Annotated in this window: 18 protein-coding genes and 2 tRNA genes; 17 read left to right on the top strand and 3 right to left on the bottom strand. The window is 34.8% G+C overall.

Annotated elements, in window-relative coordinates:
• Nucleotides 1-122: 122 nt before the first annotated feature.
• Entirely contained in the window at nucleotides 123-1,262 is a 1,140-nt protein-coding gene (locus tag CLV90_RS18230; protein ID WP_133688943.1) for an acyl-CoA dehydrogenase, read from the bottom strand.
• 336 nt (nucleotides 1,263-1,598) lie between these two features.
• Here CLV90_RS18230 and nhaD point away from each other — a divergent pair, with 336 nt between their 5' ends.
• The 14 genes from nhaD (at nucleotide 1,599) to CLV90_RS18160 (ending at nucleotide 18,424) form a co-directional block, all read left to right on the top strand.
• Entirely contained in the window at nucleotides 1,599-2,969 is a 1,371-nt protein-coding gene (gene nhaD / locus CLV90_RS18225) for a sodium:proton antiporter NhaD (protein ID WP_133688942.1), read from the top strand.
• Between the two features lie 52 nt (nucleotides 2,970-3,021).
• Nucleotides 3,022-3,711, top strand: coding sequence for a MotA/TolQ/ExbB proton channel family protein (locus CLV90_RS18220; RefSeq protein WP_133688941.1), 690 nt, complete (start codon nucleotides 3,022-3,024; stop codon nucleotides 3,709-3,711).
• A gap of 9 nt (nucleotides 3,712-3,720) precedes the next feature.
• Nucleotides 3,721-4,107: an ExbD/TolR family protein gene (locus CLV90_RS18215; RefSeq protein WP_133688940.1), complete on the top strand. Its 387-nt coding sequence runs from the start codon at nucleotides 3,721-3,723 to the stop codon at nucleotides 4,105-4,107.
• Nucleotides 4,108-5,046: an energy transducer TonB gene (locus CLV90_RS18210; RefSeq protein WP_133688939.1), complete on the top strand. Its 939-nt coding sequence runs from the start codon at nucleotides 4,108-4,110 to the stop codon at nucleotides 5,044-5,046.
• Nucleotides 5,043-6,254, top strand: a complete 1,212-nt coding sequence (locus CLV90_RS18205; RefSeq protein WP_133688938.1) for a bifunctional folylpolyglutamate synthase/dihydrofolate synthase — start codon at nucleotides 5,043-5,045, stop codon at nucleotides 6,252-6,254. The genes CLV90_RS18210 and CLV90_RS18205 overlap by 4 nt, the downstream gene beginning before the upstream one ends.
• A gap of 59 nt (nucleotides 6,255-6,313) precedes the next feature.
• Nucleotides 6,314-6,388, top strand: a tRNA-Val gene (locus tag CLV90_RS18200).
• A 909-nt stretch (nucleotides 6,389-7,297) separates the two neighbouring features.
• Nucleotides 7,298-10,396, top strand: coding sequence for a SusC/RagA family TonB-linked outer membrane protein (locus CLV90_RS18195; protein WP_133688937.1), 3,099 nt, complete (start codon nucleotides 7,298-7,300; stop codon nucleotides 10,394-10,396).
• A gap of 21 nt (nucleotides 10,397-10,417) precedes the next feature.
• Nucleotides 10,418-11,866 carry a RagB/SusD family nutrient uptake outer membrane protein gene (locus CLV90_RS18190; RefSeq protein WP_133688936.1) on the top strand — a complete coding sequence of 483 codons (1,449 nt, stop codon included), beginning with the start codon at nucleotides 10,418-10,420 and terminating at the stop codon, nucleotides 11,864-11,866.
• Between the two features lie 17 nt (nucleotides 11,867-11,883).
• Nucleotides 11,884-13,800: a PKD domain-containing protein gene (locus tag CLV90_RS19560; protein WP_133688935.1), complete on the top strand. Its 1,917-nt coding sequence runs from the start codon at nucleotides 11,884-11,886 to the stop codon at nucleotides 13,798-13,800.
• A gap of 183 nt (nucleotides 13,801-13,983) precedes the next feature.
• Nucleotides 13,984-14,895 (top strand): polysaccharide lyase family 7 protein, encoded by a 912-nt coding sequence (locus CLV90_RS18180; RefSeq protein ID WP_133688934.1) that lies wholly within the window; start codon nucleotides 13,984-13,986, stop codon nucleotides 14,893-14,895.
• A gap of 8 nt (nucleotides 14,896-14,903) precedes the next feature.
• Nucleotides 14,904-15,866 (top strand): polysaccharide lyase family 7 protein, encoded by a 963-nt coding sequence (locus CLV90_RS18175; protein WP_243835552.1) that lies wholly within the window; start codon nucleotides 14,904-14,906, stop codon nucleotides 15,864-15,866.
• Between the two features lie 224 nt (nucleotides 15,867-16,090).
• On the top strand, nucleotides 16,091-16,792 hold the full coding sequence (locus tag CLV90_RS18170; protein ID WP_133688933.1) for a FadR/GntR family transcriptional regulator: 702 nt from the start codon (nucleotides 16,091-16,093) through the stop codon (nucleotides 16,790-16,792).
• Nucleotides 16,793-16,999: 207 nt separating this feature from the next.
• Complete coding sequence (locus tag CLV90_RS18165; protein WP_133688932.1) at nucleotides 17,000-18,271, top strand: Nramp family divalent metal transporter; 1,272 nt, start codon at nucleotides 17,000-17,002, stop codon at nucleotides 18,269-18,271.
• A gap of 78 nt (nucleotides 18,272-18,349) precedes the next feature.
• Nucleotides 18,350-18,424, top strand: a tRNA-Val gene (locus CLV90_RS18160).
• Nucleotides 18,425-18,441: 17 nt separating this feature from the next.
• Here the strand turns inward: CLV90_RS18160 and CLV90_RS18155 are convergent.
• Nucleotides 18,442-19,719, bottom strand: coding sequence for a UDP-N-acetylmuramoyl-tripeptide--D-alanyl-D-alanine ligase (locus CLV90_RS18155; protein WP_133688931.1), 1,278 nt, complete (start codon nucleotides 19,717-19,719; stop codon nucleotides 18,442-18,444).
• A 63-nt stretch (nucleotides 19,720-19,782) separates the two neighbouring features.
• Nucleotides 19,783-21,450 (bottom strand): gliding motility lipoprotein GldJ, encoded by a 1,668-nt coding sequence (gldJ, locus tag CLV90_RS18150; RefSeq protein ID WP_133688930.1) that lies wholly within the window; start codon nucleotides 21,448-21,450, stop codon nucleotides 19,783-19,785.
• A 440-nt stretch (nucleotides 21,451-21,890) separates the two neighbouring features.
• Between gldJ and porV the strand changes: the two genes are divergently transcribed.
• The 3 genes from porV (at nucleotide 21,891) to pdhA (ending at nucleotide 24,842) form a co-directional block, all read left to right on the top strand.
• Entirely contained in the window at nucleotides 21,891-23,039 is a 1,149-nt protein-coding gene (gene porV / locus CLV90_RS18145; RefSeq protein WP_133688929.1) for a type IX secretion system outer membrane channel protein PorV, read from the top strand.
• A gap of 127 nt (nucleotides 23,040-23,166) precedes the next feature.
• Nucleotides 23,167-23,655 (top strand): cytidine deaminase, encoded by a 489-nt coding sequence (gene cdd, locus CLV90_RS18140; protein ID WP_133688928.1) that lies wholly within the window; start codon nucleotides 23,167-23,169, stop codon nucleotides 23,653-23,655.
• A gap of 188 nt (nucleotides 23,656-23,843) precedes the next feature.
• Nucleotides 23,844-24,842 carry a pyruvate dehydrogenase (acetyl-transferring) E1 component subunit alpha gene (pdhA, locus tag CLV90_RS18135; protein ID WP_133688927.1) on the top strand — a complete coding sequence of 333 codons (999 nt, stop codon included), beginning with the start codon at nucleotides 23,844-23,846 and terminating at the stop codon, nucleotides 24,840-24,842.

The raw sequence follows: 24,842 nt of genomic DNA, 5'->3' as shown, positions 1-24,842 counted from the left end.
TCAGTTTATATAACTTTCTAACAATTAAGCCTAACTTTATTGAGAGGGTAACAAAGTTAGTGTTGGCTGAAAATAAAAACACCCCTATAATTTATAGGGGTGTTTATTAAGAAGGCACATTTTTATTTTAAAATACTTCTTGAAATTACGATTTTTTGTATTTCGGAAGTACCCTCATATATCTGAGTGATTTTTGCATCTCTCATTAATCTTTCTACATGGTAATCTTTTACAAATCCGTTTCCACCATGAATTTGTACGGCTTCAACAGTGGTTTCCATAGCTACTTTTGAAGCATATAATTTAGCCATAGCACCAGAAAGGTCATAATCATTACCATTATCCTTATCCAAAGCAGATTGATATACAAGCAACCTTGCTGCTTGAATTTCGGTATGCATATCTGCAAGTTTAAAAGCTATAGCTTGATGATTGCTGATCTCGGTACCGAACGCCTTACGTTCTTTAGAGTATTTTAAAGCTAATTCGTAAGCGCCTGCAGCAATTCCTAAAGCTTGCGCAGCAATACCAATACGACCACCGGCCAAAGTTTTCATGGCGAACTTGAAACCGAAGCCATCTTCGCCAATCCTATTTTCTTTAGGCACTTTTACATCGTTGAATATCAAAGAATGAGTGTCGCTACCTCTAATACCGAGTTTGTTCTCTTTAGGACCAATTTCAAATCCTGGAGCACCTTTTTCAATAATTAAGGCATTTATTCCCCTATGTTTTTTCTCTTTGTCAGTTTGGGCTATGACAATATATGTGCTAGCTGTGCCACCGTTGGTAATCCAGTTTTTAGTACCGTTAACAATATAATGGTCACCCATGTCTATTGCTGTTGTTGTTTGAGAAGTAGCATCGCTACCAGCTTCAGGTTCAGAAAGACAGAATGCGCCAATTTGTTCACCGGTTGAAAGCTTCGTGAGATATTTTTCTTTTTGAGCTTCAGAACCAAATTTTTCTAATCCCCAGCAAACCAAAGAATTATTTACCGACATAATTACAGAAGTAGAGGCATCAATCTTAGAGATTTCTTCCATAGCCAAAACATATGATAAGGTGTCTAAACCGCTTCCGCCGTAAGCCGGATCTACCATCATTCCTAAAAATCCGAGTTCGCCTAATTTTTTAACTTCTTCTTTAGGGAATCTTTGTGCATCATCACGTTCCACTACCTCAGGTAGTAATTCAGTTTGGGCAAAATCGCGTGCTGCTTGTTGAATAAGTTGTTGTTCTTCAGTTAAAGAAAAATCCATGTAAATTTTATAAAAGTTATCTTCTCAAAGATAAAGATATACTCGTTAAATATTCAACTTAAAAAGCCTCTTTTAATCTATTTTAAAACAAATGTTGGTTGTCAATTGTCGAGAGATAACTATTTAACATTTTCTTATACGTTAAAATGTGGTCACTAAAAACTTGTTAAATTTAGAATAGTATCGATTTAAGTATTTGGAAGTCAAATAACTTCGGTATTATTGTCAATTCATTAGGAATTCACAGACAATTTTAAATATATTTGGAAGATTTATTTTTTAGAATTAGAACCTATATTTACAACTACTAACTAGTTACTCAAAAAACCGACTAATATGGAAACCATCATTGTAATTGTTTTTTTGGCAGGTTACCTTGCCATTACCTTAGAACACAATCTTAAAATAGATAAATTAATTCCAGCTTTAGCCATGATGGCTATACTTTGGGCACTGATTGCTCTTGGAATAGATGGTTATGAGAACTGGTTTGATTCTGCTCAGCAAAGTCTTGTAGAAGGGTTTAATAATTTTGAGCATTTAGATCGAATGCATATGATGGAAGAATCACTTTTGCATCATCTAGGAAAAACTGCGGAAATTTTATTTTTCTTACTAGGTGCGATGACAATTGTAGAGATAATTGATTATTTCGATGGTTTTGCAACTATAAAAGGCTTTATTAAAACAAAGCAAAAAGGGAAATTGCTTTGGTTGTTTTCAATATTAGCATTTATATTATCAGCAATAATAGATAACCTTACGGCTACTATAGTTTTAATTACTATACTTCAAAAGGTAATTAAGGATAGGGAAACAAAATTGTGGTTTGCTGGTATGATCGTTATTACTGCAAACGCTGGTGGTGCTTGGTCGCCTATTGGCGATGTTACAACAACGATGTTGTGGATTGCGAATCGAGTAAGTGCCGGTCAATTGGTTCTTCACGTACTTTTACCTTCATTAGTTTGTATGTTGGTACCTGTTGTTATTGCAAGTAGGTTTAAAGTGTTTAAAGGTTTAATTGATGGTGAGTTAGATGGTGAAAATTCTAAGTCTAAGTATAGCGGAGTAATGTTGTATTTAGGTCTAGGCGCTATTTTATTCGTTCCTATTTTTAAGACCGTAACTCATTTGCCACCTTATGTAGGTATGATGTTATCGTTAGCTGTTGTAGCAACTTTCGCCGAAATATATAGTAATAAGAAATTCAGCATCTCTTCGGTAGATCAAGAAGGTCAAGATAGTGAAGGGCACCATAGTCCTGTTCATCATTCTTTATCTAAAATAGAATTACCAAGTATACTTTTCTTCTTAGGAATTTTATTGGCAGTAGCTGCTATGGAGTCATTAGGTATACTTTTTAATGCTGCAGGAGCGCTTAATGAGGCTATACCTAATACCGATATTGTGGTTTTATTATTTGGTTTGGGATCGGCGGTTATTGATAACGTTCCATTGGTTGCTGCAAGTATGGGGATGTTTAGCGAGCCTTTAGATAATCCGTTATGGCATTTTATCGCTTATTCTGCTGGTACAGGTGGTAGTATGTTGATAATTGGATCTGCCGCAGGTGTTGTTGCAATGGGTATGGAGAAAATTGATTTTTTCTGGTATCTTAAGAAAATAGCATGGTTGGCATTTGCAGGTTTTATTAGTGGGGCTGTTGTTTTTATCCTATTAAGAGATTTTGTACTTCACGGATAATTTAATTCGCAAATCATCGTTATAAAGGCAAATTCAATACTTAAAGAATACTATGTTATTATTCCAGGATTTGGCTCAAAATGCGAGCGACGAATTATTGTCTGAAGAGAAAACTCTTTCGGTTATAGATTTAATATTTAATGGGGGTACGGGTAGTGTCATCATTATTTCGGTACTATTTATAATGTTAGGTGTAGCGTTATATATCTATTTTGAGCGTTTGCTTGCTGTAAATGCGGCATCTAAAATAGATAAGAATTTTATGAATCAAATTCGTGATTATGTTACTTCGGGTAAATTAGATGCTGCAAAACTTCTTTGTGCACAAACTGATTCGCCTGTAGCTAGATTGACCGAGAAAGGTGTATCTAGAATTGGTAAGCCATTAGACGATATAAATACCGCAATTGAAAATGCTGGTACTTTAGAGGTATATAAGCTAGAAAAAAATGTAAGTATACTTGCTACAGTAGCTGGTGCGGCACCAATGATTGGTTTCTTGGGTACCGTAATAGGTATGATACTTGCCTTTCATGAAATGGCAAGTAGTGGCGGTCAAGCAGAGATGGGGTCTTTAGCTTCGGGTATCTATACTGCTATGACAACTACGGTAGCGGGTCTAATAGTAGGTATTATTGCTTATGTTGGGTATAACCATTTGGTGAACAGAACCGATAAGGTGGTGCATAAAATGGAAGCTAACGCGGTAGAATTCTTAGATCTTTTAAACGAACCTCTTTAATTTTATACTATGAAATTAAAAGGAAGAAATAAAGTCAGTCCAGACTTTAGTATGTCTTCAATGACAGATATAGTATTCTTGTTGTTGATATTTTTCATGCTAACGGCTAATTCACCAAATGCTTTAGATTTGTTGCTGCCAAAAGCAAAAGGAAAATCTACAAATACTCAAAATGTATCTGTAAGTATCGATAAGAACCTACAGTACTTTGTTAATGATGAACGTATTAATGGAGAGTATATAGAGATCGAGCTGAAAAAAGCTTTAGCTGGTCAAGATAGTCCTACTATTATACTAAGGGCAGAAGAAAGTGTTGCGATAAAAGAAGCAGTGAATGTTATGGATATTGCGAACAGAAATAATTATAAAGTTATTTTGGCAGTACGCCCAAATTAAATGGCATTTTTAGATACGAAACATAAAAAGAAATCATTGACACTTACCACATTGTTGTTAAGTACACTGTTATTGGTTTTATTTTATATTGGTCTAACATACATGGATCCGCCAGAAGAGAATGGAATCTCGGTCAATTTTGGGACTATGGAATTTGGTAGTGGTAAAGTGCAGCCAAAAGAAAAAATACAATCAGAGCCATTAGATACACCTCCAGTAGAACCTACAAAGCAAGAGGTAGAAGAGGCTGTAGAATTGCCTGTAGAAGAAGTCGAAGAAGCTGCGGCCGAGAAAGAGGCGCCTGCAGAAAAGTTATTGACTCAAGATAATGAAGAGGCTATAAAAATCAATCAGGCAAAAGAAGCTAAAAGAAAGGCTGATGAAGCTGCTGCAGATGCAAAAAGAAAAGCAGAAGCTGCAGAGAATAAGAAAAAGGCTGATGCGGCAAAAATAGCTAAACAAAAGAAAGATGCCGAAGACAAGGCGCGCCAAGAGCAAGAGGCTAAAAAGAAAGCTTTAGATGCAATGATGGGTGGTCTTAATAAATCTGACGGTACCGCATCAGGTACTGAAGGAGATGATAATAAAGCAGGGGATAAAGGTCAACCAGATGGTGACCCTTACGCTACTAGTTATTATGGAAGTCCTGGTAGCGGAAGTGGAACTGGTGGATACGGATTAAACGGTCGTTCCTTAGTAAATAAGGGTAAAGTGCAGCAAGAATGCAACGAATCTGGTAGAGTAGTAGTAAAAATTGTTGTGGATAGAAATGGAAAAGTAATTAGTGCTGAGCCAGGTGTTCGTGGTACTACAAACAATAATCCGTGTTTACTAGAGCCAGCTAAAAAGACGGCATTCATGCATAAATGGAATTTAGATAGCAATGCCCCAAATCAACAAGTTGGTTTCGTAGTTGTAAACTTCAAATTAGGAGAGTGACCTATAAAGAAACATTAGATTGGATGTTTGCACAACTTCCAATGTATCAAAATAAAGGTAAAGTAGCCTTTAATTCAAAACTAGATGGCATTACTTCATTTGCCGAACATTTAGATAATCCACATACAAAATTTAAGAGCATTCATGTTGCCGGTACTAACGGTAAAGGTTCAAGCAGTCACTTATTAGCGTCTGTTTTGCAAGAAGCAGGCTATAAGGTCGGACTTTATACTTCACCTCATTTAAAAGATTTTAGAGAGCGTATTCGTGTTAATGGAAAAAAAATAGGAAAGAGCTGGGTGGTGGATTTTATTGCTCAAAATCAATCTTATTTTAATATTAACCAACTTTCATTTTTTGAAATGACAGTTGGTATGGCGTTCTTATATTTTGAATATGAGAAAGTAGATATAGCGGTAATAGAGGTAGGTTTAGGTGGTAGGCTCGATTCTACGAATATTATTATACCAGAGGTTGCTTTAATTACAAATATTGGTTTAGACCATGTTGACATGCTAGGTCATACCATTCCATTAATAGCTAAAGAGAAGGCCGGTGTTATAAAGTCTCATGTGCCTGTGGTTATAAGTGAATATAATGATGAGACAGAACCGGTATTTAAGGCGAAAGCGAAAGAGGTAAATGCACCTATAGTATTTGCAGAAGATAATGAGTATCCAACTTATGAAATAGGTTTATTAGGTTCTTATCAAAAGAAAAATATAAAAGGCGTTTTAGCGACTTTAAACCTATTGTCTAATTTCAAAGTGGAAGAAAACGATATTGTTTTAGGATTAAAGCGAGTAATTGAGAATACCAATTTGATGGGGCGTTGGCAACAAATTGGTGAAGATCCCGCTATAGTTTGTGATACAGCCCATAACAAAGAAGGTATATCTATAGTTTTGAATCAACTAAAAACACAGCAATATGAAAATCTTCATATAGTAATAGGTTTCGTTAAAGACAAAGATATTAGTCAAATTATACCTTTATTTCCTAAAAATGCAACCTATTATTTTTGCAAACCGAAAATATTTAGGGGTTTGGATGAAAATATTTTGGCAGAGCTATTTTATGACCTCAATTTTAAAGGTGAGGTTTATAAGTCTGTAAATAAGGCATTTAAATCAGCGAAAAAACATGCAAAAAAGAATGATTTTATATATGTTGGCGGCAGTAATTTTATTGTAGCAGAAGTTCTGTAAATTTTTATTAATTTTTCTTTTGTGGAATGTAAAAGTATTATATATTTGCACTCCTTTTGGGGCTCTTAGCTCAGTTGGTTCAGAGCACCTGCCTTACAAGCAGGGGGTCACTGGTTCGAATCCAGTAGGGCCCACAGGTTAAAAGGCTTTCATGAAAATGGAAGCCTTTTTTTATTTTTAGTACTTTCCTTATAGTTATACTTCTGTTATTTTAAAACGTTTCTGCATTACTTCTTTAGATGCAAAAAAAGTTGGTGTTATTTCTTATTTTATTTCCACTTTGTACGTAATTGTATTTGGTGATTATCAATTGTTTATTGTCATCACTACTCAGCCATCATATCACCTTCCTATATTTTTAGCAAACCTTTTTTATAGAGAATAGGTAAAAATTCAAGTTTAATTCTGGGTATTATATAGAATTTAACTTTAAATGGTGAACTAGTTTTTACAATGCGGTAAATTATTTGATTCATTGTAATTCTCTTCAAGAACTGTCATTCTAATCTTAGTTTAATCTTTCGGAGACCAATATGTACCGATGTTTTCTTTGATTTAGAAATAACCAGATATTATGATTATTAATTATGAAATACTTAATATAAGATGGCTTTATTGTGTTAAATCTTAAAATTTTGAGTGTTTATTAGTTGAAGTAATTTTTTTTAACAAGATAATAACATATATTTGGTAAACCAGTTTGATGAACCAATTTGGTAAACCAGTTAAAATATCACTTGAGACAAATTTTTACTAACTAAAAAAATAGACATGAAACCTTAAAAAAAAACGGCAGAAAAAAGGATGGGTGCTCGCCTTCTTTTTTTAATTGATAATCACTTCATTTAGAAAGGAGTATCACACAAACATGTAATTATTGCCATAAAACTATTTTCTTGCTATAATAAAAGTTGTATTTAACTATAAATAGGAATAGGTGTATTGGTAGAATGAGGATTTCAATGTGAAAACAACATCACATTTGTAAGTTGATGCAATAATGGTATTAACAAATTCAATAGAACTAACTTAATTTAACAGAAATGAATTTTAGAATTAAACTTTTTATGATTGCAATGTTGCTGGTCAATGTGCAATTATTTGCTCAAGAAGCTTATAGCTTATCGGGTACTGTAGTAGATGTAGACAACGTGCCTATACCTGGAGCAAATGTACTTGTGGCGAACACAACAAAAGGTACGCAAACAGATTTTGACGGTAATTTTACCATTCAAGTTACTAGCGGTGATTTGTTACGTATCTCATATATAGGGTATGGTACAGAATCTGTTGCTATTGTAGCTCAAAATAATGTAAGTATTACTTTAAAAGAAGATACTAGTCAACTAGACGAGGTTGTTGTAGTTGGTTATGGTACACAAAAGAAATCGTCTATAACAGGATCTGTTTCTAAGGTAGTAAATGAAACTTTAGATCAAATCGCAGTTTCAAGGGTCGATGATGCGTTAATTGGGCAAGTGTCCGGTGTTAATATTCAGGCTACAAGCGCTGAGGCAGGTGCTGCTCCTACTATTAGAATTAGAGGTGTTGGTTCTGTAACGGCAGATTCTGGACCTGCATTAGTGGTCGATGGTATTGTCGTGAGTTCTGATTTTCTTGGGAATATAGATATGAATGACGTTGAATCTTTTGAAGTTTTAAAAGATGCCGCATCTGCTGCTATTTATGGTAGTGAGGGTGCTAACGGTGTTATTTTAATTACTACTAAAAGTGGTAAGGCAGGTAAAACGAAATTCAGCTATCAAACCTACACAGGTCGCAAAGAAGCACATGGTAGTGATGATTATAGAAAAAGTGTTTCGAAATGGGCGGCTGAAGAACTTGCTGCTACAGGTGAACTTTCAAATGAGACACAATATGCTCAATTATTAGTAGCTACAACAGGCGTTGATAGAGATTGGCAAGATGTTTTCTTTGATGGCGGTAATATTACAAGTCATTCATTCTCTGCCAGAGGAGGTTCAGAGGATACGAAATTCAGTGCTTCTTTAAGAGCTTTACATGATGAGGGTGTTGTAATTACAGATGATTATAAATTGTATACTGCAAACTTGAAAATGGATACGAAATTTGGTAAAAAGATGCGATTTGGACTTAGTGTAACACCGTCTTATTCTAAACAAAGAAGTTTGCCGACATCCATACACAATCCAATACGCCAATCTCCATGGTTGCCTATTTATCATACTGCTGAATCACTTCAGTTTATAGATAGGGATGTATATCCTGATGTTGGGGTTGGTGATTACTTCTACGAAAATCACTTGTTAAATTTAGATATCAACGGTGACGGCAGTACAAGTAGACCACGTACCTCTGGTGATTCTAACCCTTATGCGCAATATGTTGAAAGAGAGCATTATGAGTACAATACTAATTTATTTGGATCCACTTACTTAAGTTATGAAATTTTGCCTGGTCTTAAGGCTAAAACATCATTAGGTGTTACTTTAGAGCAGCGTAAAAGAACTAGATGGGATGGTACAAAACACCATGCATCTGGTAATAGTAGAGCTCAATACAATCTTCAAAATAGAAATCGTGTAAGATTGGTTTCAGATAATCTTTTAACATACAATAAGACTTTTGGTAATCACGATTTAGATTTGTTGGCAGGTATGACCGTACAGCAAAGATCGAGTCAAAATAGTGAGGTGACCGGTAACGGATATACCAATGACTTGTTGAAGAACTTAGAGGGTGCTACTGCTATTTCTGAATTTGAAGAGGTAAATGTAGTACGCAAAAAAGTAGGTTATTTTGCTAGGTTAAACTATGCTTATAATGATAAATATTTGTTTAATGCCTCTTTTAGACGCGATGGTAGTTCTGTTTTTGGTCTAGATACAAAGTATGGTAATTTCCCTGCAATATCAGCTGGTTGGAATGTTGCTAAAGAAGACTTCTTAAAAGATAGTAAAATCATCAATAATTTAAAATTTAGGGTTAGTTACGGTTTAACTGGGTCAGAGAATTTTAATGTAGGTGACGATAATATCAACACATATCCTTATTTAGCATTATTGAATAATACGAATGCTGTTGTAGACGGAAATGTAGTTACAGGTGTATCACCACTAAACATAGCTAATGCTTTGCTGCAATGGGAGGCGTCAGAAGAATTTAACCCTGCAGTTGATTTCGGGTTTTTTAATAACAGAATATCTGGGTCATTAGATTACTACCAAAGAACTAGTGATAAATTACTATTGGAAAATCCAGTGTCTTATATAACAGGGTTTAGTAGTGGTATTGTAAATCTAGGTGAAGTTCAAAATACAGGATGGGAATTGGAATTAAGGACCAAAAATATCTTAACCGAGAAATTTAGGTGGAATTCTACTTTTATTGCCTCTACCAACCAAAACGAATTATTAAGTTTTGGAGATTCTAATAATGCATTAATAGAAGATACTTATGGTAGAAACTCGCAATGGATTAATCGTATTGGTGAACCTATTTCTTCTTTCTGGGGTTATGTAGTAGATCCAACATATTCAGATGTGGAGTATAGAACAACTTATGTAGACAATCCATGGAACAGAATTAATGGTGAAGCTCAAGATACTAAAGTATTGGATCTGAATGGTGATGGTATTATTACCGCAGAAGATAAAACAATACTTGGTGATCCTTATCCGGATTTAATTTACAGTTTCACCAATGAATTTCAGATAGGGAATTTTGATTTTTCTTTCATGGTTCAAGGTAGTTTAGGGGCACAAGTAAATAATATAGGTGATGAATATTTTTATAACTGGTTCGGTAATCAAACGAGAAGTGGTGGTGCATTACAGGCAGTTGCTGATGGTTATGTGTCTGATGTTTCTTTTATTCAAGAAAAGGTATTGACTAGCGAGGTAATCGCAAGTGCAAATTACTTATCATTAAGGAATGTTAATTTAGGTTATAATTTCTCGCGTGAGTCTTTAGATAAATTTGGGTTGACCGGTTTAAGAGTTTATGGAACAGCACAAAACCTATTATATATCACCGCAAACGATTATCATGGTTTTAATCCAGAATTTATAGATGGTTCTGATCCAAGAGCTTATGGGTCTCAACGTGCGGGTACACCTATATTCAGTACGTTAACTATAGGTATGAACATCGATTTTTAATTTTAATACACACAATACATTATGAAACATATAAAATTTTTAGTCTTTGCGATTACAGGTTCTGTTTTTTTGTCCTGTAGTGATGAGTTTTTGAGCCCATTACCAGAGACTGCTATAGCCGTAGAATCGTTTTTTCAAACAGACGCAGACGTACTATCTGGTATTTATGGTATCTATGACGGTTTACAAGGTGTTAATGAAAATACAGAAGGCAACGAAGCTAATGCCAATAGAGGTGTTCAATTAGAGCATCTTTTGACAGAGCATCGTTCTGATAATACAAGAACACAAACATTAGAAGGGTCTAAAGCCGATTTTCACAGATATGTAGTAGACGCTACTAACGTAGAATCTGAAGATTATTACCAATCAATGTATGAGGTCATTTTTAGAGTTAACAATATTTTAGATTATATAGATATTGCAGACGCGGCTAATCAGCCTAAATACACGGCAGAAGCAAAGTTTCTACGAGCTTATGCTTATTTTAATTTAGTTAGACTTTATGGTGAGGTGCCATTGGTTACAGAGGTAGTACTGTCAGATGATAAAGAAGCGCTTTTTACTAGAGTATCTGTAGAACAAGTGTATGCGCAAATTGTATCAGATTTACAAGAAGCGGTAAGCGTATTGGATAATGGTTCTAAATCGAGAGCTTCTAGAGCTGCGGCACAAGCCTTATTGGCGAAAGTATACATGACACAACCTGACCGTAATTATGTAGGTGCACAACAATTATGTGACGCTATAATTAGTAGTGGTAGATTTTCGTTAATGTCAGACTACAATGATGTCTTTTACTCTGAACTAAATGATGAAATTATTTTTGCAGTACAGTATGTAACAGGAAATGCACAAGAAAGTCAAGGTTTCTCGGCTGAGTTTACTTCTACTTTTCGTCAAGGTGGCGATGATGGTCAAAATATTGTAAATGATAATTTAATTGCAGACTTCACCGCTTTAGGAGGGGATAGAACAAATGTTTCCTATTTTACTTTCCCTACTAGAACAGAAGTAACTAAGTTTTTGCCAGATGGATCTGATTTTTCAGTGTTTCCGCCAACATATGGTAACAATGCCCGTGATGCAGGGAATGATTATATCGCGATTCGTTATGCAGATGTACTTTTAATGCGGGTTGAGGCTTCTATTGGTACAGGAACTAGCACATCAGATTTAGGTGCGCTAATGGCTTTTCAAGAAGTAAGAGATAGAGCATTTCCAGATACCGCTCCAAACAGTGTATCAAGTGTATCTAAAACTGAGCTGCTTGCAGAAAGACGAGTAGAGCTGGCATTTGAGAATCAACGTTTTTTCGATCTGTTAAGGTTTGGGGTGGCAGAAACAGTATTGAGTGCGCATGCAATAGAAATGGGCTACATTTTTACTGCAAGGTCATTATTATTGCCAATTCCAGCAAGTGAAATTAATTTAAGTGGAGGTTTGTTAACACAAAACCCAGGGTATTAATATTAAAATAAAAAACTATGAATCGTAAATTAAGTATATTAAATAAAGCAAAACTGCTGCTGCTATGTTTGGTGACGGCTGGTTTTGTGGCTAGTTGTGTAAATGATGAGCTTTTTAGAGATGATTTACCAGGTGCAAATTCACAGGTTGATACTGCTTTTCCTGCAGCTAGCTTTTCATATGCAGCATCTATAGATGATTTTAAAACCATTACTTTCAGTAATTTATCTTCTGAAGCAAGTAATTTTATTTGGGATTTTGGTAACGGTAATACCACAACAGATAAAGATGCTTCATTCACCTTTGATGGTGAAGGTACCTATCCTGTAACCTTAACCGCTACAGATGCAAACGGTGTTACTGGTTCCACTACTGTTGAAGTACTGGTTGTAGAAGGTCCGTTTCAACCAATTATTTTAGAAGCAGGCTTTGAAGATGGTACTTTGCCAGATGGTGGTGGAGATGGTCGTGATTCTTGGAGAAATAACGATTTAGGTGGAGTAATTCAAATTACTGGAAGCCCGGTAACATTTGGTGATCAAGGTGCTAAATTACCAACTCCTGCGGGAGATCGTGTAGGTTATCAAGAAATTACTGTAGAACCAGATTCAAATTATGATGTTAGTTTCTGGTACACTATGTTAGGTGGTTCTTCAGATCCATCTATGACTGTTGCTATATTAGGTGTCACCGCAAATGGCGGAACTTTTACGACGGATGCAGAGGTTTTAGAAGGTACAATTGCTTCAGTAACTGTTACAGATGATTCTGAGCCAGACGTTTATGTACAACAAAAATTATCTTTTAATTCAGGTGTAAACAATACCGTGGCAATTTACTTTACTAATGGTGAGGTTGAAGGAAGACTTGATGATTTTACCATCGACATAGGTGCAGCAGGTGCAGTGCCACCATCTACAGGGTTTACTTCTGTTCAAAGTGATGAAAATTACTTGGAGTATTCCTTTACTAATTCTTCCACTGGTGCAACAAGTTTCGAATGGAATTTTGGTGATGGTAACACTTCAACAGAAGAAACACCAACTCATATTTATGAAAGTGCCGATACGTACACTGTAACATTAACTGCTACAAATGATTCTAATTTATCGGCTGAGTTAAGTAAGAATATTACTATTTTGGCACCGGTAACTGCAGCTTTTACCTTTGAGGTTGACGCAGCTGACTACCAGACATATTCATTTATGGATGCCTCGGAAGATGCTGTAATGCTTTTATGGGAGTTTGGAGATGGCTTCCAATTTACGGGCATGAATCCTTCACACACTTATGAAGAAGATGGTATTTATACAGTGAAATTAACTGCTACCAGTATTACGGGTAATACAAGTGAAGCTTCTGAACAATTGACAATAGCAGAAGGTTTTGTTGTTGAAGTTCTTAACGGTGATTTTTCAGCTGGCTCTTCTAGTTGGAAACCTTCAAGCTTTGACGGTAGTAATACCAATGCATTTAATACTAGTTCTGATGGTGATGTGTTTGATTATGGCGGTGTAGATACAGGTTCTAAAACACCGGGTGCCAAATATTCAAGTAGCTCTACAATGGTAGGTCCGCTTGAGAATTTATCAAGAACATCTGATACTAGGGCTGCTTATCAAGAAATTACGGTAGAAGCTAATCAACAATATACGATTGAGTTTAGTGCAGCCATAACAAATAGTGGTGATGCTGTTTATGTAGAAATATTAGATGGTTGGTTTGATGGAAATGGTGCAGATGCGTTTGCTAGTTCTACTGGCACTGGTCCTTTGGCAAGAGCTGTAGTTGATGTTGCAAATGGCAAAGGTAATTTTTCACTCGGTTCAGATGTTTTTACATCTAATGCTAGTGGTCAAGTTACCATTTGGATGTATTCTTTAACAACTGCAGATGCTTGGGTTGATAATATTAAAGTTACAGCAGTAGATTAATGAATCTATTATAATCTGTTTTGAATTCCGTTTACTTATTAAATCCAATTCAAGTTATAGATTGTAATTCATTATAAAATAAAAGCCACCCAATTCTAAATTAGAATGGGTGGTTTTTTAAAAATTTAATAGAAAACTAAAAACTAGCTTAATTTTCAGCTGGGTCAATTATTAATAGATGCTATGAGATTTTTTGGGTGTAAGGAATTTACTTTTGTTCTAGTTTTATTTTTGACTTTTAATGTTAATTCTCAGAAAAAAGATAATAGTGTAGCTGGATCTGAGGTAAAAGTTCGGAAAGTCAAAAAAAAGAAGAAAATTAAGATACCTAAGATCGACTTAAGTAACTGGAAAGTAACGATACCTGAGGGAAAAGGAAAAGGAGGCGCAATAAGTGTTGAACCGCCCGAGATTTTGAATTATGCTACAAATGAGACTTTAAAGCCTTATATGTACAATGATTCAACGAAAGGAGCATTAACATTTTACGCTTACCCAACTACAGCGACCACAGCAAATACTAAATATTCAAGATCAGAACTTAGAGAGCAAATGGTGCCGGGTAATGATAATGTCAATTGGACATTTAGTCAAGGCGGTACTTTAAAAGCTAAACTTTCAGTTGATGAGGTCTCTAGGGATAGTAATGGTAAATATCATAAAATTATCATTTTACAAATACATGGTAGATTAACCAATGAACAAAAAAACTTAATAGGTCAAAAAGATAATAACGCACCACCTGTATTAAAGATTTATTGGCAGAATGGTAAGATTAGAGTCAAAACAAAAAAGCTCAAATTTTCAGGCGTAAACGCTGTAGGTATATTACATGAAGAAGCTTGGACAGATGATGAAGGATTTAATTTTGAAGAAGAAGTAGGCTTTGGTAAATTTCAAATAGAAATTAAAGTTACTGAAGGTAAAATGGTAGTATCTCTCAATAATTCAGAATTTGCCGTTTATGATGATGCTAATATGAAACGTTGGGGCATATTTGAAAACTACTTTAAAGCAGGTAATTATTTTCAAAGTAGAGATGAAGGTTCTTTTGCAAAAGTTAGTTTTTATGAACTTGAGGTTGAGCATAAATAATTAGAAATATGATAAATAAAATAATAGAAGTAAGTAAACAGATGAGCTACCAGTTCATTATAGTTTTTACTGTTATAATTTCTATGTGTAGTTGTAGTAACGATTCTGAGGTAAATGAGCCAGAAGTTATTCCAGAGGTAGTGGTTGAAGAAGAAGTTGAAGAAACTCCTGAGCCTGAAGTGGAAGAAGAAGTAATAGTAGAAGGGGTTGATTTCTTTTTACCTAATATTGATTTAAGTAACTGGAAAGTGACATTGCCTATCGGTAGTCCTGATGAGGTTGAGCCACCAGAGATTTTAGATTATGCTACAGATGAAAAGTTAATGCCATATATGTACAATGATTCTACAGATGGTTCACTAGTATTTTATACCTCGCCAGGTTCTTCAACAGCAAATTCCTCCTATTCAAGAACAGAGCTAAGAGAACAAATGGTTCCCGGAAGCAACAGTACAAACTGGACATTTGCTCAAGGTGGGCGTATGAAAGGTACCTTGTCAGTACCAGAAATAACAACAGATGCAAGTGGAGATTATCATAGAACTATGGTAATGCAGATACATGGTAGACTAACAAATGCGCAACGAGATTTAATAGGTGAGAATGATAATAATGCTCCTCCGATATTGAAAATTTATTGGGAAAATGGAAAAATTAGGGTCAAAACAAAAATCCTAAAAGATGTTAATGCCTCAGATGAACAAATATTACATACCGATGCTTGGGGCGATGATGAAGGCTATACTTTCCCTGATGAGATAGGTACAGACATTTTCACTTTTGAAATTATTGCATCTAATGGCAGATTGGAAGTTATCTTAAATGAAACCGAATCTGTGGTATATGAAGACATTCATATGGAAAAATGGAGTGTTTTTGAAAATTATTTTAAAGCAGGGAACTATTTGCAAACCCTAGATACTGGGGCTTCTGCTAAGGTTAAATATTACGAATTAGAAGTAACACATTAGTGTTTTACGATTAATATACCTAGTGTAAATAAGAAAATTGTTTGAGTTAGATTTGTTGAAATGAATTTACTGGTCTTTTTTAGGCCGGTAAGCTTCATTTAACTTTAGGGTTTAGAACTGAGTAATAATACGTTGAAAGCTAATTTTACACAATTGTTAATTTGTGTTACTAATTTTCAGCAAACTGTTTTACTAATCATTTTTCTATTAATGACAAGCTATATATGAAAATAGAAATCCTCACAAGGACCGAAAACCAAGAAATACAAAATGATATTGTAATTCAGATTCGAGATTTAATGAATCATAAAAATCTCGAACCTGGTGATAAATTGCCTTCCGAGAGATCCCTTTCAGATAAATTTGGAGTTAGTAGAACAAGTGTTCGTGAGGCGATTCAAAAATTAGAGTTTTACGGAATATTAATTTCAAAACCACAAAGCGGAACCTTTGTAGCAGATATTGGGCAGATCGCTATGAACGGTATGGTCAATGAAATTTTAAGATTGGAAGAGCCAGATTTTAAATCTTTAGTTGAAACTAGAATATTGTTAGAACTTAAAACGGTTAGACTGGCTGCTAGAAGGAGAACAAAAGAGGACTTGAAAAGATTAAAAAAATCTTTAGATGCTTACAAGCAGAAAGTAGATAATGCAGAAGACGCTGTTCAAGAAGATTTATTATTTCATTTAGCAATAGCTAAGGCAAGTGGTAATAGTACTTTAAACACATTCATGCTGATTATTATACCGGAGATATTGACCAATTTTGAAAAATACCATGTTTGTGATAAAGACATGGCCTTTAAAGGTATTCAAGAACATCAAGATATTTTTAATGCAATTAATGATCAAAATCCGCAATTAGCACGAGAGAAAATGAAAGTGCATTTCAAAAACCTTTACCAATACTGTTATAATATTTAATTTTTTTACTCGAATACTCTTAAAGAACTATCGCAAAAAAATCTAAACTATATGCTGTAATTCATAATAGGCTTTCTGTAAAAGTAAAATACTTGATCTATTTCTATTAAGTAATATAATTATTACAATAAGTGTTCAAATAAATTGAATAAAAAAATACTGCGCTAGTTTTACTTTTTCCATCACATGTAGTTAAAGAACAAATAGATGAGTAAGCCAAATAAATTATCAATCTGGAAAAAAATATTGGCGGTGGTTCTCGCTTTCGGACCAGGTATATTTGCCATAGGCTACACCATAGGTACGGGTAGCGTAACGTCAATGATCGTAGCTGGTAGTACATACGGCATGCAACTTTTGTGGGTGCTTCTTCTAAGTTGTGTTTTTTCGGGTTTATTAATGTATGCATACGGAAATTTCGCATTAGTTACCGGCGAAACAGCACTGTATGCATTTAAGAAACATTTAAAATGCGGTAAGTTAATTGCCATTCTAATAGTTTTAGGTATTTCATTTGGTCAGTGGAATTCCTTAATGGGTATTTTAGGTATTTCTGCCAATATCATTTATGAGATTTTTCTAATATACTTTCCAAGTTTAAAAGACCTTAAATATGAAGCGGTATTGTCAATAGCTATTGTCGTAATAGTTGTATTCTATGGGTTTTTAATGGTTGGTAAATATGCCTTTTTTGAGAAAATACTTGTCATTTTTGTCACGATTATGGGGCTCTCATTTATCATTTCTTTGTTTATGGTATATCCTTTACCTATTGAGATTGTGAAAGGGTTGGTACCAACAATCCCGAAAGTGGAAGGTGGTCAAATGATGGTAGCGGCTTTTGTGGGTACCACAATGGCGGCCGCAACTTTTCTCTCACGCCCACTTTTTGTAAAAGGAAAAGGGTGGACTATAAAAAATCGTTCGCAACAACAGAAAGATGCGTTAATTGCGGCTACGCTGGTGTTCTTGATAAGCGCATCTGTAATGGCTGTGGCATGCGGAGCATTGTTTCATCAAGGGAAACCAGTAACCCAAGTATTGGATATGGTGAATACTTTAGAACCTGTCGCAGGTAAATTTGCGCTTACGCTGTTCTTTTTTGGTACCCTAAGTGCGGGTTTATCATCAATATTTCCTTGTTTGTTAATTGCACCGATATTGTTGGCAGATTATCAATCGGGTGAATTAGATACCAATTCAAAACAATTTAGAATTATAACGGCGACTGCCTGTGTGTTTGCTTTAATTGTACCTGTTTATGGGGCAAACCCTATTGAAATGCAGATTTTATCGCAAGTTTTTAATGTGTTTGTTTTGCCATTGGTGATACTAGGGATAATTCTTCTTATAAATAACAAGAAATTAATGAACAATTATAAGGCGGGGGTTTGGCTTAATTTAGGGCTCCTTGCTGCACTTTTCTTTTCTTGTGTAATTTCCTATAATGGCGTTGTAGTATTACTAGATTATTTTTAGTTCAAAACAATTTTATAGTATCGCTTCTAATTAAAATGGGATAAGTAGTATCTTTACAGACTTGTTTAAAGTTTTAACGGGATATTAGCTCAGTTGGTTTAGAGCGCTGCCTTGACAGGGCAGAGGTCACCGGTTCGAATCCAGTATATCCCACAAAAAGATTTATATATTTAAATCAAATCTAAAACACGCTCTAAAGCCATTCCTCTAGAACCTTTAATCAATATAGAAGATTTAGGGTGTAATGGGTTTTTAGTTAGGTGAGATTTCAATTCTTCAAAATTCTTTAGTTTAATGGCGATTGAATCAGTTAGATAAAAATTCTCTCCAACCAATATTAGTTCTTCAAAATTTAGGCCAGTGGCTAAATCTGAAATATTTTGATGTTCTTCTTTTGCAGACTCGCCTAATTCGAACATATCACCCAGAATTATAACTTTTCGTTGCTTATTTAAAGAATGAAAGTTTTCTAATGCAACACTCATGCTAGAAGGGTTGGCATTATAGGCATCTAAAACAATATAGTGCCCCCTATTATTTAATATCTGGGATCTATTGTTATCCGGAGTATATTTTTCAAGCGCCTTTTTTGTGTCATTTAACTCCACATTGAAATATTTTGCGATAATAATTGCACCACAACAGTTCGAGAAGTTATATGCACCAATTAAATTAGTCTCCATACGAATGTCTTCTACTAATAGGTGAACAAAGGGTTGAGCCTCTGCCAGTTTAATAGTATAGTATTTAGAATCCGTAGAACTAAAACCAAGTTTTTTGGTGTAAGTGCTTAGCTTAGTTTTTTGAATAGGGTCGTCAGCATTTAAAAAAATGTTCTTATTATGAGAGGTTAGATATTCATATAATTCGCTTTTTCCTTTAATAACGCCCTCAACACCTCCAAAGCCTTCTAAATGTGCTTTTCCAAAATTAGTAATATACCCATAATCTGGTTCCGCAATTTTGCAAAGAAATTCGATTTCTTTAATGTGATTTGCGCCCATTTCTATAATGGCAATTTCTGTGTCGGGTTCTATAGTCAATAATGTCAATGGAACACCTATATGATTGTTGAGGTTGCCCTTAGTAGCTATAGTTTTGTAAGTGGTACTTAAAACGGCATTAATAAGTTCTTTAGTGGTGGTTTTGCCATTACTACCGGTAAGACATATAACTTGCGCTTTAGATTGTTTTCTATGAAAATTTGCAAGCTGTTGTAGAGTTGTCAAAACATCTTCTACAAGAATTGTTCTATCATCAATTAGATATTCTTCTTCGTCGATAATGACAATGCTTGCTCCGCTATCAAGAGCTTTTTGAGCATAGGTATTACCATTAAAATTGTCTCCTTTTAAAGCAAAGAATATATCGTTCGCTTTAATTTTTCTGGTATCTGTACTGATTGAAGGGTTCGCTAAAAAAGCGGAATGTAAATCTTGAATTTTCATAAAATCGAAGATAAAAAAAAGCCCCTTAAGAAAGGAGCTTTTTTTAGTATGTAAAGAGAAATATTATTTAGCTTTTTTTCCTCTAACTGTTTTGTTTTTTGTTTTTGACTTAGAACCAACTCTAGACATTGCACATCTAAAACCAATGTAATCAGTAGCCATGTATTGTGGCAAGTATCTTCTTTGAGCTGGATCTAACCAGTAGGCTCTATCTCTCCAAGAACCACCTTTGTATACTCTAACTTCATCATTAATTAATGTAGTTCTGTTGTTAGAAACGTCAAAACCTTTAACAAGATTTCCTAATGAATCTCTTTCTACAGAATGTTTAGGAGAGTTGTACATTTTTTTGTTTGGATCTTCTTCTTCACCGTCATTAAATCTGTTGTAAAATCTTGAAGAGCCCGAATCACCATCTCTGTACCCTCTGTTATCACTAGAAGAGAAATTTGTTCTTAAATACGTTTCTTCCTCATCAACAGGTACCATTTTAATTTCACCTGGTAAGTTTACTGCGACTACTTTTCCGTTTGGCAAAGTATCATAAACAATAGAATCTCTTAAGATGTTTACTTTACCATCTTCGCCTATTGCGGTTTTCATGTAGATGTTACCTCTGTAGTAGTTGAAATCACTTACTTCGTCATCAACTATTGGACGGTAAACATCGGCAGTCCATTCGGCAACATTACCAGCCATATCATAAAGACCTAAATCATTTGGCTTATATGACATTACTTGAGCTGTAATATCCGCACCATCATCAGACCAACCTGCGATTCCGCCATAGTCACCTTTACCTTGTTTGAAGTTTGCTAATTGATCACCTCTGCCAACACGTTGGCCGTTTCGAGTGTAATCACCTTCCCATGGATATTTTTTTCTACCTCTGTAATTGTTATATTCTCTTTGTCCAACTTGAGCCTGAGCAGCATATTCCCATTCAGTTTCAGTAGGCAATCGATATTCTGGCATAATAATACCGCTACTTCTTTTTGCGAAAGTAGACGTGCTATCTTTTTTCATTTTACCTTGAAGAGAATCAATTTGTCCGTTATAAACAGATTCTGGTCTGTTTAAGTAAGCTTCAGTACTAAAGGTACCTTGAACTTCACCTGTAGCCGCTTGGTATTTTGCGTCTTCAGATAGGTAGCCTTCTCTTTCAAGCATTACCTCGTTTACACGATCAGTTCTCCATTCTGCAAATTGAGTTGCCTGAATCCAGTTTACACCAACAACAGGGTATTCTGCATATGCTGGGTGTCTCAGGTAATTATTTGTCATGGTTTCGTTAAAACCTAATCTGTTTCTCCATACTAAAGTATCAGGCAAAGCACCAACATAGATATTAGTGTATTTCGGATTTTCTGGAGGGTAAACACTTTTTAAATAGTCAAGGTATTCTAGATACATAACGTTAGTTACCTCAGTCTCATCCATATAAAAAGACTGTACATGTTGTGCAGTTGGGGTATTGTTCCAATCATGCATTACATCATCTTGTACCTTACCTTTAGTAAATGTACCACCTTCAACAAATACCAAACCCGGAGCGGTTTCTTGCTCTTTAAAGTCGGTATTGTATTGAAAACCACCTTCTTTGGCATTTATCTTCCAACCTGTAGCTCTAGAGGTATTTTTTCCAGATGAGGATTTAGAACAGCTACTTACTGTAAAACCTCCTACTAATACCGTACATGAGAGTACAACTTTTATTAAATGTTTTTTCATAATTAGGACTTGAGTTCAATTTACATAAACTATAGTAGTTTGGTCGCTACAGAATATGATACTATAATTTCTTTTAATTTGTTTGTCACTTTCGCTCAATAGAACGGTGTTTTTATGAGATTATTTTACAATTAAAAATAATTTTAAAAATCTCATATCGAACTGTCAATAAATTTGAGCTCGCTTAATTAGGTAAACGGTTAAAACGGTTAATTAGTATGGTTTTGAATATTTCTTTTTGAAAGCTTTGAAAACTGTTATTATTGTGTATTCTAATTTAAGGAAAGAACATTTAGTGTGTGATGAAAAATAAAATCTTATAAAAAACTTAAGATTCATGCAAGATAACGGGAAAATGTGCGTTTACATGTAAAATATTAAAGCTTGAAATAGGGTAATCACTATATTTCACCTTTAAAAATTTAAAGAACCATTTTAAAATGAGAAAAATCTCAATAATTTTCTTTGTATTAATCGTAGGTAAAGTATTTGCACAAGATAATCAACGTGTTATTACCACAGCTGTACCTTTTCTGACAATTGCAGCAGATGCAAGGTCTGCAGGTATGGGAGACATGGGTGTGGCAACTTCTACAGATGCCTTTTCCCAACAATGGAATCCTGCTAAGTTCGCTTTTGCAGAACGTAAAATGGGTATAGGTGTTAGTTATACTCCTTATCTAGAAAGTATAATTACCGATATTTCATTATTGAACGCTAGTTTTTATAATAAACTAAATGACCAGAGTGCATTTGCAATGAGTTTACGATATTTTACTTTAGGTGAAATAGAATTAAGACAATTTGCAAATGACCCAGGTACGATTGCTAAACCAAATGAATTGGCGCTAGATGGTTCGTATTCTCTAAAATTGAGTCCCACATTCTCTATGGCTGTAGGTGGTAGATACATTAGGTCTAATTTAAGATTGCCTCAAAACGGTACAGAAGATTCTCAAGCTGCAGGCTCTTTTGCAGTAGATGTAGCTGGTTACTATAGGTCCAATGAAATAGCTTATAATAATTTTGATGGTAGATGGAGAGCAGGTTTCAATCTTTCTAATATTGGGGGGAAAATTCAGTATGATGCTGGCGGACAAGAAAATTTCTTACCTAGTAAGTTAAGTTTTGGTGGTGGGTTTGATTTTATTTTAGATCAAGACAATGTAATCGGTATTACAACAGAATTTACCAAGTTGCTTGTGCCTACACCACAAGATTATGATGGTGATGGTGATGTAGATGCTGCGGATAATGATATTTACCAGAACGAAAGCGGGTTCAGTGGTATTTTTAATTCATTCTCTGATGCACCAGATGGTTTTAGTGAAGAGTTAAAAGAATTTACTTGGGCTTTAGGTGCAGAATATGTGTATCAAGATGCCTTTATGATTAGAACGGGTTATTTTAATGAAAGTGAGGAGAAAGGGTCTAGAAAGTTTTTTACCTTAGGTGCTGGCTTTAAATTTAAAGCGGCGCAAGTAGATTTATCTTATTTATTCTCGACTTCTCAGGTTAGAAATCCTTTAGAGAATACGCTCCGTTTTTCTCTAACCTTTAATTTAGGAGAAGAATTTTACAACGATTAAGATTAAAAATATATTTTAAGAATAAAAAAACCTGCGATTGCAGGTTTTTTTATGCGGTAATTTTTTTAATGGTAAATTTATATAGTCACCAGATATATATTTGTAGATTGAAACATTTAAATAAAATATGGTCAACAAAAAGAAAATAAGTTTTGATATTACGGTATATGATTCGTTCAATGAACTGAAAATTGATGACCAAAAATTAATGTCAGCTGCTGTTAGTGCAAGACAGAGAGCTTATGCGCCTTATTCAAGTTTTAATGTTGGTGCTTCCGTTTTGTTGGAAAACGGAGAAGTTATAGAAGGTAATAACCAGGAAAATGCATCATATCCTTCAGGCTTGTGTGCAGAAAGGGTAGCTGTATTTTATGCGGGTGCGAAATATCCAGGAATGAAAATTAAAGCAATTGCGATTACGGCTGCATCTTTAAATCATGAAGTAAGTGAGCCTGCAGCACCTTGTGGTAATTGTAGGCAGGCGATTTCTGAGTATGAATTTAGGCAAGGCGAACCTATTAAAATTTTATTGATGGGAGAAACAGGTAGTGTTATAGAGTGTAATTCTTTAGCAGATCTACTACCGCTCGGTTTCAACAGTAGTTTTTTAAATTAATTTTTCTTGCAAAAAGTATTGTAAATAAACACGTTATATAGTTTATTTGTTAAGCGTATAATTTCTGAATGGATTTGCTTCTAATATTTTTATCGATTCATTTATATGTGTATTTTTGCTGCTCTAGTATACATAGGTCATAATACCTCTGTTATCAATATAGAATTTTAAACCTTTAGTTAAAATTGATGAAAAAAATCACCAAGGAAACGTATTTGAAATGGTATGCAGACATGCTGTTTTGGAGAAAATTTGAGGATAAATTGGCTGCTGTATATATTCAGCAAAAGGTAAGAGGATTTTTACATTTGTATAATGGGCAAGAAGCTGTATTGGCTGGTGCACTACATGCAATGGATCTAACCAAAGACCGTATGATAACGGCTTATAGAAATCACGTTCAGCCAATTGGTATGGGTGTGGATCCTAAAATGGTAATGGCTGAGCTTTATGGTAAAGTTACCGGTACTTCTAAAGGTATGGGCGGGTCTATGCATATCTTTTCTAAAGAGCACCGTTTTCATGGTGGTCATGGCATCGTTGGTGGGCAAATTCCATTAGGTGCAGGTATGGCATTTGGTGATAAGTACGCTGGTAGAGATAATGTTACCCTATGTTATATGGGTGATGGTGCTGTTAGACAAGGAGCATTACATGAAACATTCAATTTAGCAATGCTATGGCAATTGCCAGTTGTTTTCATTTGTGAAAATAATGGTTATGCTATGGGTACTTCTGTGGCTAGAACATCTTTTTCTACAGAAATCTGGAAGTTAGGTTTAGGTTACGAAATGCCTTGTGGACCGGTCGATGGAATGAACCCTGTGACGGTTGCACAAGAAATGAGTAAAGCTATTGAAAGAGCTCGTAGTGGTGGTGGACCAACTTTTCTTGAAATGAAAACATACAGATATAGAGGTCACTCCATGTCAGATGCACAGCATTACAGAACGAAAGATGAAGTTGAAGAGTATAAGAAAATAGATCCGATTACTCAGGTTTTGGATATTATTAAAGAAAATAATTACGCAACTGAAGCCGAAATCAAGGAAATTGACAAAAATGTCAAATCAATGGTTAAGGAGTGCGAGAAGTTCGCAGAAGAATCAGATTATCCACCTATAAACCAATTATACGATATGGTTTACGAACAAGAGGATTTTCCATTTGTTGAACATAAATTTTAA

The organism is Maribacter spongiicola (assembly GCF_004364165.1).
Lineage (GTDB): Bacteria > Bacteroidota > Bacteroidia > Flavobacteriales > Flavobacteriaceae > Maribacter > Maribacter spongiicola.
This window is presented reverse-complemented; position numbering and strand designations above follow the sequence as displayed.